14 protein-coding genes are annotated in these 14,334 nt (G+C 72.0%); 12 read left to right on the top strand and 2 right to left on the bottom strand.

Features of this window, described 5'->3' with window-relative positions; all coding sequences use genetic code 11:
- Positions 1 to 17: 17 nt before the first annotated feature.
- From AB0J69_RS29780 to AB0J69_RS29760, 5 genes are all read left to right on the top strand, one after another.
- Positions 18 to 1,349, top strand: coding sequence for an SLC13 family permease (locus tag AB0J69_RS29780; protein ID WP_364123664.1), 1,332 nt, complete (start codon positions 18 to 20; stop codon positions 1,347 to 1,349).
- A gap of 98 nt (positions 1,350 to 1,447) precedes the next feature.
- Complete coding sequence (locus AB0J69_RS29775) at positions 1,448 to 2,329, top strand: hypothetical protein (RefSeq protein ID WP_364123662.1); 882 nt, start codon at positions 1,448 to 1,450, stop codon at positions 2,327 to 2,329.
- Positions 2,330 to 2,411: 82 nt separating this feature from the next.
- Positions 2,412 to 2,723, top strand: coding sequence for an EthD family reductase (locus AB0J69_RS29770; protein ID WP_364123660.1), 312 nt, complete (start codon positions 2,412 to 2,414; stop codon positions 2,721 to 2,723).
- A 274-nt stretch (positions 2,724 to 2,997) separates the two neighbouring features.
- On the top strand, positions 2,998 to 3,381 hold the full coding sequence (locus AB0J69_RS29765; RefSeq protein WP_364123658.1) for a hypothetical protein: 384 nt from the start codon (positions 2,998 to 3,000) through the stop codon (positions 3,379 to 3,381).
- Positions 3,382 to 3,610: 229 nt separating this feature from the next.
- Positions 3,611 to 4,543, top strand: coding sequence for an NBR1-Ig-like domain-containing protein (locus tag AB0J69_RS29760; RefSeq protein ID WP_364123656.1), 933 nt, complete (start codon positions 3,611 to 3,613; stop codon positions 4,541 to 4,543).
- A 12-nt stretch (positions 4,544 to 4,555) separates the two neighbouring features.
- On the opposite strand, the gene AB0J69_RS29755 is transcribed toward AB0J69_RS29760, so the two are convergent.
- Entirely contained in the window at positions 4,556 to 5,590 is a 1,035-nt protein-coding gene (locus AB0J69_RS29755) for an RNA polymerase subunit sigma-70 (protein WP_364123654.1), read from the bottom strand.
- A 493-nt stretch (positions 5,591 to 6,083) separates the two neighbouring features.
- On the opposite strand from AB0J69_RS29755, the gene AB0J69_RS29750 reads away from it, so the two are divergent.
- From AB0J69_RS29750 to AB0J69_RS29730, 5 genes are all read left to right on the top strand, one after another.
- Positions 6,084 to 6,395, top strand: a complete 312-nt coding sequence (locus AB0J69_RS29750; protein WP_364123652.1) for a dihydrofolate reductase family protein — start codon at positions 6,084 to 6,086, stop codon at positions 6,393 to 6,395.
- Positions 6,396 to 6,398: 3 nt separating this feature from the next.
- The gene (locus tag AB0J69_RS29745) at positions 6,399 to 6,986 is read left to right on the top strand and encodes a dihydrofolate reductase family protein (RefSeq protein WP_364123650.1); all 588 of its coding nucleotides are present in this window, start codon (positions 6,399 to 6,401) and stop codon (positions 6,984 to 6,986) included.
- A 332-nt stretch (positions 6,987 to 7,318) separates the two neighbouring features.
- A complete protein-coding gene (locus AB0J69_RS29740; RefSeq protein WP_364123648.1) occupies positions 7,319 to 7,957 on the top strand; it encodes an HNH endonuclease family protein in 639 nt (212 codons plus the stop codon).
- A 133-nt stretch (positions 7,958 to 8,090) separates the two neighbouring features.
- Positions 8,091 to 10,622, top strand: a complete 2,532-nt coding sequence (locus AB0J69_RS29735; RefSeq protein WP_364123646.1) for a hypothetical protein — start codon at positions 8,091 to 8,093, stop codon at positions 10,620 to 10,622.
- A gap of 9 nt (positions 10,623 to 10,631) precedes the next feature.
- Positions 10,632 to 11,318, top strand: coding sequence for a TetR/AcrR family transcriptional regulator C-terminal domain-containing protein (locus AB0J69_RS29730; RefSeq protein WP_364123644.1), 687 nt, complete (start codon positions 10,632 to 10,634; stop codon positions 11,316 to 11,318).
- Between the two features lie 119 nt (positions 11,319 to 11,437).
- Here the strand turns inward: AB0J69_RS29730 and AB0J69_RS29725 are convergent, their stop codons facing one another.
- Positions 11,438 to 11,989 carry a hypothetical protein gene (locus AB0J69_RS29725; RefSeq protein ID WP_364123642.1) on the bottom strand — a complete coding sequence of 184 codons (552 nt, stop codon included), beginning with the start codon at positions 11,987 to 11,989 and terminating at the stop codon, positions 11,438 to 11,440.
- Positions 11,990 to 12,356: 367 nt separating this feature from the next.
- On the opposite strand from AB0J69_RS29725, the gene AB0J69_RS29720 reads away from it, so the two are divergent.
- Entirely contained in the window at positions 12,357 to 13,577 is a 1,221-nt protein-coding gene (locus AB0J69_RS29720) for a hypothetical protein (RefSeq protein ID WP_364123640.1), read from the top strand.
- A gap of 97 nt (positions 13,578 to 13,674) precedes the next feature.
- A complete protein-coding gene (locus tag AB0J69_RS29715; protein ID WP_364123638.1) occupies positions 13,675 to 14,196 on the top strand; it encodes a snapalysin family zinc-dependent metalloprotease in 522 nt (173 codons plus the stop codon).
- Positions 14,197 to 14,334 lie beyond the last annotated feature (138 nt).

Genomic DNA, 14,334 nt, shown 5'->3' with positions numbered 1-14,334 from the left:
GGAGATCGGAGTAAGCAGTGTCCGCAGAGCTCCTGTCCATTCTCGCCCTCATCGCCATGTTCGTCGTGGCCACCATCTTCCCCGTGAACCTCGGGGCGCTGGCCCTCGTCGGCGCCTTCCTGGTCGGCACGCTGGCCGCCGGCATGAGCACCGACGACATCCTCGGCGCCTTCCCCGGCAGCCTGTTCGTGATCCTCGTCGGGGTGACGCTCCTGTTCGCGATCGCCACCAACAACGGCACGGTGGACTGGCTCGTACGGGCTGCCGTGCATCTCGTACGAGGACGGCTGGCCGCCATCCCGCCGGTCGTGTTCGTCATCTCGGCGCTGCTGACGGCCGTGGGCGCGCCCGCGCCGGCGGTGGCGGCGATCCTGGCGCCGATCGCGTTCGGGTTCGCGGCCGACTACCGGATCCATCCGATGCTGATCGGGCTCATGGTGGCGCACGGGACGCAGGCGGGCGCGTTCTCGCCGATCAGCGTGCTCGGCGGGATCGTGAACGGCGTCACCAGGGACTCGAACCTGCCGAGCGACAACCTGGTGCTGTTCCTGTCGAGCTTCGCCTTCAACGCCGCCGCGGCCGTGGCCGTCTTCTTCGTCTTCGGCGGCCTCGGCCTGGTGCGCCGGGGCGCCATCGGCTCCGCGGCCCCCGATCCCGTCGATGAGGAGCCCGGCCCGTCCGAGGGCGGGACCGGTGGCGGGGTGGGCACCGCCGTCGCCCGCGACACCGTGACCGGCGGGAGCCTGCGGCTCACCGCGCACCAGGCGCTGACGCTGACCGGCATCGTCGCGCTCTGCCTGGCCGTGCTGGTGTTCAAGCTGGACGTGGGCCTGACGGCCGTCACCGTCGCCGTCGTCCTCTCTCTCACCTCCCCCAAGACCAACAAGGGCGCCGTGGAGAAGGTGGCCTGGCCGACCGTGCTGCTGATCTGCGGCGTCGTCACGTACGTGGGCGTCCTGCAGGAGATCGGCACCGTCGACTACGTCGGCTCGGCGGTGGCCGCGATCGGCATCCCGCTGCTGGTGGCGCTGCTCATCTGTTACGTCGGCGGCGTCGTGTCGGCCTTCGCCTCGACCGTGGGCATCCTGGGCGCGCTGGTGCCGCTGGCCGTGCCGCTGCTGTCACAGGGCACGCTGGGGCCGATCGCGATGATCGCGGCGCTGTCGGTGTCGTCGGCGATCGTGGACGTCAGCCCGTTCTCCACGACGGGGGCGCTGCTGGTGGCCAACGTCCGGGGCATGCCGCGGGACGACTTCTACCGCAGGCTTCTGGCGTACGGAGGTGTGATCGTGCTGGTGGGCCCGCTGGCGGCCTGGGCCGTCCTGGTGGTGCCCGGCTGGCTCGGCTGAGCGGGGACGGTGGCGCGCGGGCGCTCTGCCCCCGAGATCACTCCGTGATCGCGAACCGCCAGGATTTCCCTGCATTCGCCGATCGCGGAGGAACCCCCTTGAAGAAACGTCTCGTCGCCGCCACCGTCCCGGTGGTCCTGGCCGCCGCGCTCACCGGCGGCGCCCAGGCCCACGCCGCCTCAGCGGACCCGGTCAAGAGCCTGCGCAAGCAGTTCGCCGAAGGCCGGGGGGTGCTGGTTTCCGAGACCAGCCGGGTCAAGGTCCCCAAGCCTGAAGACGCCCTGGTGACGGCGACCAGGACCACCGGCAGGATCGGGTTCGGCAATTCCGGAGCGGTGAGCCACGACCTCAGAACGCGCTACAAGTTCGACCGCGAGCAGGTGAGCGAGGAGGTGAAGAACGAGCTGGAGCAGCTTCGTCAGGAGGTCAAGGTCGGCCGCTACACCTACGTGCGCGGCTTCGATTGGGGTCCCATGCCCGCGGGCAAGACGTGGATCCGGTTCGGCAAGAGCGCGAGCTGGGGCCTCGACGGCCAGCGGGGCAGCCAGGTCGTCGACGTCCTGGATCCCGCGATCCTGCGGACGCTGGTCGCCAAGGCCACGGTTCGCAAGCCCGGCGAGTATCGGGGCGTCCTGACGGCCAACGATCTGTCCAAGGAGAAGGTCGGCTTTCCCGGCTTCGCGAAGGTCTCCTTCCGGCTCTTCGTCAACCGCGACCAGCTCCCGGTCCGCCTGATCACCGAGTACGCGTACAAGTACCGCGGAGTCGACCAGGACGGCAAGAAGGTCGAGGAAACGTTCCACCCCGTGACCGACACCCGCTACACCGGCTGGGGCACGAAGGTGAAGATCGTGCCGCCACCGGCCGCGGAGGTCGTCGACTTCGGCGACCTGGAGGGCCCGTTCGCCGACGGGTTCGGCGACTCGCCGATCATCCCTCCCGGGCTCGCGGGGCAGCGCATGCTCCGCCCCAAGCTCTGAAACGGCCGTCACCAGAGCCCTGTCGCGCGGGCGCCGGCGGGGGTTTCATCGAAGGGCACATCCCCGACCATGGAGGCGGACAGTGGCTTTTCAGCTCATCGTGCTCTACCACCACCCCGAGAGCACCGCGGCCTTCGACAAGCACTACGACGAGACGCACGCGCCGCTCGCGGCCCGGCTGCCCGGGCTGCGGGCGTACACGGTCATGCGGCCCGCTCCGGCGCAGGGCGCGCAGCCGGCGTACCACCTCGTCGCCGTGCTGACCTTCGACGATCAGCAGGCGTTCAACACGGCCATGGCCGGCGAGGAAGGCCAGGCCGCCGTCGCCGACCTGGCGAACTTCGCCGGAGCCGGCGTCACCATGCTCACCGGGCCGGCCGGCGCGGTCCTCTGACGACGCGGGGCGGGTCGCATGGCTCATTCCATGAGCGCCGCGATCCGCCCACGGTGTACGCGAGGCTTTCATCGGCCACGGCCAGTCCGTCATTGAATTCCGGCAGCACGGCCACCATTTCCCCCTGCCACTGACCTGGGCATTCGATTGTCCAAGGGCCAATGGAAAATGCTCGGACAATTGCCGGACGGTAATTGCTTGGCACCGTGTCCGGCGGCGGGCGAAAGTGTTGGGCAGAAAGAACGGCAAGCCCAACGAAATGGGGGGAAGTCCCATGAGAATTCGTACGAAGGCCACGTTCGCCATGGCTTCCATGGCCGCCACGATGCTCACCTGCTCGGCGGCGGCCACGGCGGCGCCCGTCACAGCGGCGCCCGTCACAGCGGCCCCGGCCGTCTCCGCGCAGACGCAGCTGAGCGCGCTCGACGTCGTCCGGGGGAAGACGCGGTGCTTCAGCTACTCGTACGGGGACGACGGCACCACGAGCGTCACCGTCTACTTCCACAACCGGTGCAAGCACTCCCGGGGCATCAAGATCCGCGTCGCGCAGGCCAAGGACGCCTGCATCTGGGTGCGTGGCGGCGACTTCGACAAGAAGAAGTTCAAGGGCGCGCACCCGACCGTCCAGTCCATCAGGGAAGTCTCCCACTGCGGCTGACACGCCTGATCGCCCAGGCGTCCGCCGCTTGGAGCGCCCTGGGGTCTCAGGTGAGGCGGATTTGCGGTGGCATTCGCGTCGCCTGGGGCTCCGGGGCCCTGCTCTCCACTTATGACGTGGTTGTTGCCCCTTGACGGATCGTTCACCGGAGACGGCTTTGGTAACCTCCTTTGGTCTTGGCGTGGTGCGGCGAAGGCCGTACGAAGCGGTCGACCGAAGCAGAGGTGGGATGGCGGAGTCGCCCGGATCGCAGGACGAGGGCACGGGGGCGCGGCGGGGGCGCCGGCCGATCCGGCCGGATCCTGAGTCCGGCCCCGTCGCGCTGCTCGCGCACCGCCTCTGGGAGCTCAAGGAGCAGGCGGGCGACCCGTCCTTCGCGGACATGGCCTCCCGCCTCGGGGCGGCGGCCTCGAAGTCGTCGCTGGCCGCGGCGGCCCGGGGCAGCGCGCTGCCGAGCTGGGAGACGACGTGGGAGTTCGTCCGGGTGCTGGCCGTCGATCGGCTGGGGCGGGATCCGGAGGAGGTCCGGCGCGAGTGGCGGGCGTACTGGGAGCAGGCCGGGAACACCGCGTACGCGGAGAATGAGGCCCCCATGCCCGAATCCCACCCATCCTCCCCTGACAGCCGTCCACCGGCCGGGGACGTCGGCCCCGGCGGCCCGCGCGGCGGCCGCCGGCCGTCCGGCAGGAGGACGGCCGTGCTGGCGACGGTCACCGGCGCGGTCGGCGTCGCCGCCGTCCTCATCGGCTGGGTCCTGCCGATGATCATGGAGAACGCGAAGAGCGAGCCCGACACCCCGGCCGTCCCGTCCCCGTCCACCTCGCCGCACGACGACTCCGCCTTTGAGGGCGACGTGACATACCCGGACGGGACCGTCGTCAAGGGCGGCACGTCCTTCGACAAGACCTGGCGCCTCCGCAACGCGGGCAACGTCCCGTGGCAGGGGCGCTATCTCACCCGCATGAACGACACCCCGTGCAAGGCTCCCAAGCGGGTCGGGATCGGCCCGGTCCTGCCGGGCGAGTCCGTCGACATCACGGTACGCGTGCGCGCCTCCGAGACCCCCGGCCGGTGCAAGATCTTCTGGAAGATGACCGACGCGGACGGCACCCCGCTGCTCGCCGCGAAGAAACCCATCTTCCTCGACGTCACCGTCGCCTGACCGCCCCCGCCATCAGGTCAGGGCGGCCGGCAGCCCGAACCGGGCGAACAACGACGGCTGCTCGAAGGCGGCGACGTCGACCAGGGCGCCCTGGTCGAAGCGCAGCAGCGTGAGCACGAACGGCACGAACACGCTTTCGCCCGGACGGCGTACGTAACCGGCGACGCCGGGCTGCCCGTTGGCCGGGATCGGCAGCACCCGCCAGCGGCCGAGGGAGTTCATGCCGCCGCGCAGCGCGGCGGCCACGTCGTCGCGGCCGCGCCATTCGCCGACCCGGGAGATGGCCAGCCGGATGTCGTGGCGGAGCACCGCGATCAGCATCTCCGGATCGGCCTGCTCGTGGGCCTCGATGTAGGTCTGCAGCAGCCGGCGTTGCCCCGGGTCGGACCGGGCGGCCGGCGCCCACTCAAGCCGCCCGCCCGGCCACTGGTCGCGCAGCGTGGCGCGGGCGCGTTGCAGCGCGCTGTTGACCGCGGGGACGGTCATGTCGAGCAGGCCGGCGGTCTCCGCGGCCGACCAGCCGCCCACGTCGCGCAGGATCGCCACGGCCCGCTGACGCGGCGGCAGCAGCTGGATCGTCGCCAGGAAGGCCAGCGACATCGTCTCCCTGTTCACCGCGACCGTCTCGGGGCCCGGCTGGTCGGCGGCCAGCTCGTCCAGCAGGTGGTCCGGATAGGGCTGCAACCAGGGCATCCCGGCGACCGACGGGCCGAGACCGGCCGATGGCCCCGGCGATGCGGGCACGGCCCGGCGGGCGTCCCTGCGCAGCGTGTCCAGGCACGCGTTGGTGGCGATGCGATACAGCCAGGTGCGTACGCTCGACCGGCCCTCGAAGTCCTCCCGGGACCGCCAGGCCCGCAGCAGCACGTCCTGGACATGGTCCTCGGCCTCCTCGAAGGAGCCGAGCAGGCGGTAGCAGAGCAGGTGCAGCTCGCGGCGATGGCGGCGGACCAGCTCGGCGAAGTCGCCGGCCTCCGGTCCCGACGACGGGACCTCCAGGTCCGCGGCGTTCCCGGCCTGCTCGCTCGCGCCCACCGTTCTCCTCACGCCCGGCCAAGGGATCACCACCGTACCGCGCACGCCGCCACCCCAAGGCGCACATTAACCGGACATTTCGCGATCCCTGGCGATTTTCTCCGCGGACCGATGAGTTCTTCCGGACGGCACGTCAGTACCGACGACACCTGCCGCACCGTGGCCGCCCGTCCGGCGCGGCGGCCACCCCTGACGAAGGAGCCGAACATGCCGACCACTGGCAGCAAGGTCGTCCTCTACATGTCCATGTCCCTGGACGGCTTCATCGCCGGCCCGGACGACGAAGTGGGTCAAGGACTCGGGGCAGGCGGCGAGCGGCTGCACGACTGGGTGCCCGCCGGCGGCGGGGACCCGCGTTCGCGCCGGCCCGCCGACGGGCCCGGCGCCACCGTGTTCGACGAGCTGATGGCCACGGGCGCGGTGATCGCCGGTCGGCGTACCTTCGAGCTCGCGGGCGGCTGGGCCGGTGACCACCACGACGGGGTCCCGATCTTCGTGCTGACCCGTGCCGCGCCCGGCGAGCCCGCGCCGGGACACGCGCGCTACGTCACCGACGGGATCGCGTCCTGCGTCGCGCGGGGCCAGGGCCGCGGCCGGCGGCCGGGACATCCTGCTGCACGGCGCCGCGACCGCGCGGGAGTGCCTTCGCGCCGGACTGCTGGACGAGATGGAGCTGCAGCTGATCCCCGTGCTGCTCGGGCAGGGCCGCCGGCTGTTCGAGGACATGCCGCCCGACCACATCGAGCTCGAACCGCTCCGCGCCCTGGACGGGCCGGACGCCCTGCACCTGCGCTACCGCGTGCGATCGGAGGCCTGACCGATGGCGATCATCCGGCTGTACATGACCATGTCCCTGGACGGCTACGTCGCCGGGCCGGACGACAGCGTGGACGCGCCGCTGGGCATCGGCGGGTTCCGCCTGTTCAACTGGCTCGACCGGCGCGCCGAGCCGGGGCCGAGCGGCCAGGTGTTCAGCGAGGCGATGTCCACCCGTGCCGTCATCTCGGGCCGCCGTACGTACGAGCTGGCCGGCCGCTGGCAGGGCGACCACCACGACGGCGTACCGATCTTCGTCCTGACCCACGACGTCCCGGACGAGCCGCCGCCCGGCAGCGCCCGCTACGTCACCGACGTGGTCGAGTGCGCCGAGCAGGCGCGCGCGGTGGCCGGGGACGGCGACGTGATGGTGCACGGCGCCGGGGCCGCCCAGGCGCTGCTGCGTGCCAGGCAGCTCGACGAGCTGGAGCTGCACGTCGTACCGGTCCTGCTCGGGCAGGGGCGGCGGCTGTTCGACAACCTGCCGGCGGAGCACGTGGAGCTCGACCTGGTCCGCCGGTTGAGCACGCCCGAGAACGAGGCGCCCGCGCAGCGCGTCACGCACCTGCGCTACCGCGTCCGCCGCCCGTGACCCCGTGCCGTCGCCTCCCGTCGCCTCCCGTCGCCTCCCGTCGCCTCCCGTCGCCTCCCGTCGCCTCCCGTCGCCTCCCGTCGTGCGACGGCACCACTCCTGTCGCACCACCCCTTCTGACCCGCCGGTGAACGCCGTCCCAACCTTGACGGACTCACCGGTAGCGCCATGACGACCAATGTCAGGAATCGATCAACACCTTCCCGACAGCTCGGCAAACCTGGCCATATATGGACCAAGCGGACGCTGGCACCGTCGAGGTGCCCGCCCTCCTCGCTCCCTGACCGGCAGTTGCGCCTGTCCGAGGACGGCGGCAGAAGGGCCGATCCCCCATGCATCGCGACCGCGCGTTACCTGCTGCCCTGACGCTCGCCTGCACCGCCGCCCTGACCCTGACGATCAGCACCCAGCCCGCCGCCGCCATCCCCCCGAACATCCCCTCCGCCTCCACCGCCGCCTCCCGCCTGGCCGCGCTGACGGTGTCCGCCGAGTCGCACGGCAGCACGTACAACCGGGACCTGTTCCCGCACTGGACCACCGTCAGCGGCGCCTGCAACACCCGCGAGGAGGTGCTCAAGCGGGACGGCACCGGCGTCGTGACGGACTCCTCCTGCGCGGCCACCTCCGGCTCCTGGTACAGCCCGTACGACGGCGCCACCTGGACCGCCGCGAGCGACGTGGACATCGACCACATGGTCCCCCTGGCCGAGGCGTGGGCCTCGGGCGCGTGGTCCTGGACCACCTCCCGCCGCCAGCAGTTCGCCAACGACCTGGGCGGGCCGCAGCTGTGGGCCGTGACGGACAACGTCAACCAGTCGAAGTCGGACCAGGACCCGGCGCAGTGGCAGCCGCCGCGCACGGCCGAGCGCTGCCGGTACGCCCGCGCCTGGATCCAGGTCAAGTGGTACTGGGGCCTGACCACCGACAGCGCCGAGAAGTCGGCTCTGAACAGCATGCTCTCGACCTGCTGACACCCGCCGCCGGGACCCGTCCGGCACAGCCCGGCCGGGTCCCGGTGCGGCGGGGCACCGCCGACACCCGCCGATCAATCACAATTTGCATACATCCAACGACACAGAGCGACCAACCGGTCAAGATGTCGGCGTGCCCTTCCGAAAGCCCCGATGGCAGACCGTCACCGTCGTAGTCGTCGGCGTGGCGCTGGCCTCCCTGGTCGTCCTGGTCGTCACCGCGGTGCGGCCCGAGGCCGAGGTCAGCCTCGCCGACGCCGTCGCCGTCCTGGTGGCCGCCGCCACGGCCGTGGTCGCGACGGCGGTCTGGGCCCACCGCTCGGCCACGACCGCCCCGACCCGCGCCGAGGCGGACGCCGCCGCCCAGGAGCTGGCCGAGCTGGTCGATCGCCAGTGGCGTGCGGAAGCGCGCCACCGCCTCCTCCACGACCCCGAGCCGATCCCGGTCCTCTGGCGGCTCACCGCCGACGAGAAGGTGATGAGCCCGGCCCGGCTGGTCACCGGGACGGCAGAGCCCGCGACCTTCACCGGCAGCGCGACCGACATCGCCGCCCTGGCCCGCGCCTTTCAGGCGCTGCCCCGGCACTGCCTGGTCATCACCGGCGGCCCCGGCATGGGCAAGACCACCCTGGCCGTGCAACTGCTGCTGCAACTCCTGGCCACCCGCGCGGCCGACCTCGCCGGGGCGGCGCCCGGCGAGGTCGTGCCCGTGCCCGTGCTGCTGCCGGTCAGCGGGTGGGACGTCGACGCGTACCCCCGCCTGCACGACTGGCTGGCGGTGCGGCTGGCCCAGGACTACCCGTCGCTGGCGGGCGCGCGAGCGCGCTCCATACCGGCGGGCGTGCGGACGGGTCCCCTGGGCGTCCGGGTACGCCGTCGCCTCGGGACCGCGGCCACGCTCGCGTACGACGGCCACATCCTGCCCGTCCTGGACGGTCTGGACGAGATCGGCGAGAGCGCCCGCGCCAAGGTGATCAGTGCGCTCAACGCCTCGCTGACCGCCCGCGACCAGCTCATCCTGACCAGCCGGAGCGTCGAGTTCGGCACCGCCGTCCGCCAGGCGGGCCGCCCGCTGACCGGCGCCGCGGTCATCGCGCCCAAGCGCCTGAGCCCCGAGACGGCCGCGGGCTACCTGCGGGACTGCCTGGCCGCCACGCCCACGGAGCCCTGGCAGAAGGTGCTGGCCGCGCTGTCCGCCCGTGCCGTGCCCGGCCTGACCGCGCTGGCCGGCACTCCCCTGGGCCTGTGGCTGATCCGCACCGTCTACATCGCACCCGGCGCCGACCCCTCGCCGCTGACCGGCCACGTGGGGGCCGACCTCGGCACGCTCCGTACCCACCTGCTGGACCGCCTCATCCCCGCGCTGATCGAGACCCGCCCGCCCCGCGCCGACCCCGCCGACCACTTCCGGCCCCGTCGCCGCCTCGACCCGGACGACGTCCGCCGCCACCTGGGACACCTCGCCCGCCACTTCCACGCCACCCGGGACATCGCCTGGTGGCGCATCGCCCGCACCGCGCCCCGGTTCCCGCTCGTGGCCTGGCCGGTGATCTGGGTCTCGACCGTGATCGTGTGCATGGCGCTGTGCGCGCTCGTGTCCGGGGTGGCGGCCGCAGTGGTGCCGGGGCCGGGGACCGGGCCGCTGTTCGGGATGTTCACCGGGCTGATCGACGGGTCGGTCATCGGCCTGGGGTTCGGTCTCGCGATCGGCGTGGCGGCCCTGCTCGGGACGGCACGCGACCGACGGGCCGAAGGCGGCGGCCGAACGGTCGGGAGCGGCCGGACGAGCCGGGGCGCCCGCCTGCGCTCCCTCGCGCGTCACGTCGGGGTGCGGCTCGCGGCCGGGGCCACGTTCGGGCTGGTGTTCGGGACGATCATCACCCTGGTCGACTCGTTGCTCACCGGGCTGCTCCTCGGGATCAGCACCGGCTTCGCGGTGGCGCTGGCGATCCACGGGTCGTGGCTGGACGAGACGCCCGGCCACGCGGACCTCCGCCTGCGCCGGCGAGGAGCCCTCACCGCCCTGGGCCGGGGCCTCGCGCACGGCCTGGTGTTCGGGCTGACAGCCGGGATGGCGTTCGGGCTGGTGCTCTTCGTGGCGATCGGCGTGCTGATCGGGATGACGGACCCGCTCACCCACGGGCTGCCGTTCGCCCTCAGGGGCGGCCTGGTCTTCGGGCTGGTCTTCGGGGTCGCCGTCGGCCTGATCAAGTGGGCGGAGCAGCCGAAGCTCGTCTCCTTCAGCACGCCCCGCAGCACCTGGCGCGCCGACAGGACGCTCACGCTCTTCCGCGGGGTGGCGATCTCGCTGATGTTCGGGCTGGTGATGGCCCTGACCGCGGGGCTCTGGCTGCGGGAGGGGACCACCACCTCCGTCGCGGTGATGACGGAAGTGGTGATCGAGAGCGGGCTGCAGTTCGGGCTGGTGTACGGGCTCGTCGCCGGACGGCACCATGCCTGGCTGGCGTGCCTCGTGGCCATGGTCCGCCTGGCCCTCACGGGACGGCTGCCCTGGCGCGTCATGCGCTTCCTCGACGACGTGCACCGGCTCGGCCTGCTGCGCACGGTCGGCCCGGTCTACCAGTTCCGCCACGCCGACCTGCACGACCACCTCGCCGCCACCGCCCCGACCCGCCGCCACCGCCGACCGTCCGGCACCCGCTAGGTTGTCCTCATGCCGCGCGACACGTTGACCCGGGAGCAGATCGTCCGGGCCGCGGTGGCGGTGCTGGACACGGAGGGCGTCCACGGCCTGAACATGCGACGCCTGGGCACCCAGCTCGGAGCGGCGGCCACGGCGATGTACTGGCACGTCAAGAGCAAGGACGAGCTGGTCGTGCTGGCCGCCGACCACGTGTGGGGCGAGATCGAGCTGCCGGATCCCGCCGCGATCGGCTGGCGGGCGGCCGCGGCCGCGCTGGCCGCCGGCGCCCACGGCATGATCAGCCGGCACTTCTGGATCGTGCCCGCCATGAGCACCAACCTCGTGTACGGCCCCGGCAAGGCCCGCTACGACGACCACTGCCTGGCCGTCTACGAAACCGCCGGGTTCGCCCCCGCCGACGCCGACCAGGCGGCGGCCACGGTCCTCATGTTCGTGATCGGCGCCGCCCACGGCGAGGCCGGGGAGCTGGCCTGGCGCGCCCGGCTGCGCCGGACCGGGGCGGACGAGGAGCAGCAGTTGCGCGACACCGTCGCGCGGATCGAGGAGATAGCGCAGCGGTTCCCCCGCCTGCGCGCCCGCACCATGCCGTCGCTGTACGAGGCCGCGGCCCTCCCGGACGAGGACACGTTCGCGTTCGGCCTGAACGCCATCCTCGACGGCCTGGAAGCCCGGCTGGCCGCCGGCAGCACGCCCTGACGGCCGACGCCAAGGCAGCCGCCCCCAGTCCCTTCTCCCACCCCGCTCGCCGGCCGGCCCGCGATCGAGCGCCTCATGCCCGGGGACGCGGACCGTCAGTTGGCGACCCGCAGCACGCGCTAACCGCCGAAGTACACGCCGGCGGCGGGGGTGGCCAGCAGGACGATCACCAGCAGCGAGCCCAGGGTGGTGAGCGCGAAACGGATCAGGATCACGGGCCGGAGCCAGGCGGGGAACGCCTGCGCGGCCGCGTCCGCCACGGCCCCGCCGTCGAGACCCCGTACGGCCGGATCGGCCGACCGCCGGAGAACGGTCACGACGACCCGGCGGGCGAACACCTGACTGCCGGTGACCAGCCCCCCGCCGGTGAGCAGCAGCCCGGCGGCACCCCACGACAGGATCCGTCCAGCACCGACGCCGCCCAGGACGAGCCCGCCCAGCGCGAGCAGCACCACCGCGATGGAGACCGGGAACATCAACTCCAGCACGCTCTCCGCGAACTTGATCCGATGCTTCGCCAGAGCCTCGGCCGGGACGCCGTGCCTGGCCAGGACCCCTTCGGCGGCACGCTGTACGCGGTCCCCGTGAGTGTGGACGGCGAGCGGGACGGCGAGAAAGGTCGCCGCGAGCAAGAACTGCAACGTCGCGGCGACGACGACGGGAACCGGCATGTGAACAGCCTCCTGGGCAACGACATCTGACTTGAACTTTGTTCAAGCAAGTCCCGAGCCTAGGCCGTACTTGAACAATGTGCAAGTGGCTGACCGCCGGGGCCGTCACGGGCGCGGAGATCTCGCCGAGTTCCAGCGGCTCGCTCCGCAGCACGTGAGCCCCGGTCGACAAGGGGCTGTCATGTAAGTTTCACGGCTTGTTGACGACCCGATTTGAACGTTGCAATACTCCGCACGAATCAGCCGCCGCATTGCCCCGGTTCGCCATCCCACTCGCACACGTCATCCCAGGTCAGAGGCTTGACACGTAATGAATCGATTCAGCGCCCCGGGAGCAGGTGGCCCACCCCCACCCCAGGAGCGGAGTATGCGAAGCAGCAGCAAGCGCCGGATCGCCCTCACGGCCGGGCTCACCGCGATGGCGCTCATGACGGCCGGGCTGTCCGGCGCCGCGGCGCAGAGCCGTACCGGCAGTTCGGGGACCGGAAGCTCGGGCACCGGCAGTGCGGGGACCGGCGCGACGGGCGCGCGGATGCTGGCGTGCGGCGACGGCTCGTACAACGCGGAGGCGGTGCTCAGCGGCAGCACCTGGACCGCCCGCAACGGCAGCAGGACCGTCTACACCGGCACCAGCATGCTCTCGGCCATGCAGGCCGCCGTGGGCAGCCTCACCGCGGGCCGCACCGCCAAGCAGCGGGTCGTGGTGCGCGGCTCAGGCTCGATGAGCGCCGGCTCGCGGCTGTCCCTGCCGAGTTACACGGTCCTGGACGTCTGCGGCACCGTCAACGTGACCGGCTCCGGCTCCGGCGACCAGGCCGTCGTGTACGCCAGGGGCGTGACGGACGTCGAGGTCCAGCACCTGAACGTCACCGGCGCCCCGCTGTACGGCATCTTCGTGCGCAACGGCGTCAACATCACGCTCGGCCAGATCGACATGCGCCTGTCCGGCGGCCTGGGCATCCGGATCGACAACCACGGCGACCGCAGCGTCCGCACCAGGAACGTACGCGTCGACAACGTCTACGTCTCGGGCACCAGCACCCACGGCGTGGAGACGTACGGCGTGGACGGCCTCACCGTCGGCACCGTCACGGCCCGCAACACCGGCCACTCCGGCCTGCTGCTGAACGACACCATCAACGCCACGGTCAACACGGTGGACGCCCAGGGCGCCGGCACCGGCACCGGCTACGCCGCCTTCCGCATGGCCAACAGGAACGGCCGGATCGGCAGCGGCTATCCCACCAACATCCGCGTCGACCGGGTCATCGCGCGCGGCGGTGGACGCGGCGTCTTCTGCGTCTCGGAGAGCGGCGGGGCGGTCATCAACCGCGTGGACATCGCGCAGACCGGCAACAACGCCATCCTCATCGAGAACTGCCACAACGTGAACATCGCCGCCCAGAGCGGCACCGTGACCGGCCCCGGCGACATCCGGCTGGCGGCCCGCTCGGAGTTCCCGAACACCTCGGACATCGTCATCCAGAACCTGACGGTGACCAACTCCGCCATCACGGAGAACCCGTGCGGCGTCAACACGACCTTCAGGAACAACACGCTCGTCAACAGCCGGCAGACCATCTGCTGAGGGCCATATCACCGTAATAGGGGCAATCTGACACCTCTCCGGGAGTCACGGGGTGCGCATACCGTCACAGCACCCCCTAACTCCCGGAGGAGGATCCGTGTCAAGACCCCTTCGCTTCATCCTCTCCGTCGCCCTCAGCCTGGCCTTCCTGTGCGTCACCGCGCCCGCGCAGGCCACCGCCCTGGTCACGGTGCTCAGGTACGACGCCTCCAGAGCGGCCGAGTTCGTCACCACGGTGGACCAGGCCGCGCAGGTCTGGAACTCCAGCGTGGTCAACGTCCGGCTCGTCCGGGGCACCCCGGCCCACTTCGTCGTGTACGCCGACAACGGCTGGCCCCGGGCCCTGCCCACCAGCCTGGGGCGCGGCACGATCTGGATGGGCCGGCAGGCCGTCAACCAGGGCTACGACCGGTTACGGATCGCCACCCACGAGATCGGCCACATCCTGGGCCTGCCCGACCGGCGCACCGGGCGCTGCTCCGACCTGATGTCCGGCTCGAGCGCCCCGGTGAGCTGCACCAACGCGACCCCCAGCGCCGCCGAACGGGCCGAGGTGGACGCCAACTTCGCCGGCGGCACACCGCAGGTCGACTTCGGCCGCCTGCACGTGAACCGCTGACCCGGGCCCCTGCCCCGAAGCGACCCACCCACCGCACGCGCCCGGCTGCGGTGTAAGAGCGGCGGGTGGGTTCAGGGGCGGCGGGCGACCGGCCACCCCCGCCCCCCCCCCCCCCCCCAAACGGAGCGCCGCCGGTTG

It is taken from the genome of Nonomuraea sp. NPDC049709 (assembly GCF_040674815.1).
GTDB lineage: Bacteria > Actinomycetota > Actinomycetes > Streptosporangiales > Streptosporangiaceae > Nonomuraea.
The sequence above is the reverse complement of the archived record's forward strand: the minus strand, read 5'-3'. Positions and strand labels throughout refer to the sequence as shown.

Excerpts from the sequence above, each read along its gene's own strand:
- AB0J69_RS29765 (WP_364123658.1), top strand. The coding sequence starts at position 2,998 with ATGAGAATTCGTACGAAGGCCACGTTCGCCATGGCTTCCATGGCCGCC.
- AB0J69_RS29760 (WP_364123656.1), top strand. The coding sequence starts at position 3,611 with ATGGCGGAGTCGCCCGGATCGCAGGACGAGGGCACGGGGGCGCGGCGG.
- AB0J69_RS29745 (WP_364123650.1), top strand. The coding sequence starts at position 6,399 with ATGGCGATCATCCGGCTGTACATGACCATGTCCCTGGACGGCTACGTC.
- AB0J69_RS29740 (WP_364123648.1), top strand. The coding sequence starts at position 7,319 with ATGCATCGCGACCGCGCGTTACCTGCTGCCCTGACGCTCGCCTGCACC.
- AB0J69_RS29730 (WP_364123644.1), top strand. The coding sequence starts at position 10,632 with ATGCCGCGCGACACGTTGACCCGGGAGCAGATCGTCCGGGCCGCGGTG.
- AB0J69_RS29725 (WP_364123642.1), bottom strand. The coding sequence starts at position 11,989 with ATGCCGGTTCCCGTCGTCGTCGCCGCGACGTTGCAGTTCTTGCTCGCG.
- AB0J69_RS29720 (WP_364123640.1), top strand. The coding sequence starts at position 12,357 with ATGCGAAGCAGCAGCAAGCGCCGGATCGCCCTCACGGCCGGGCTCACC.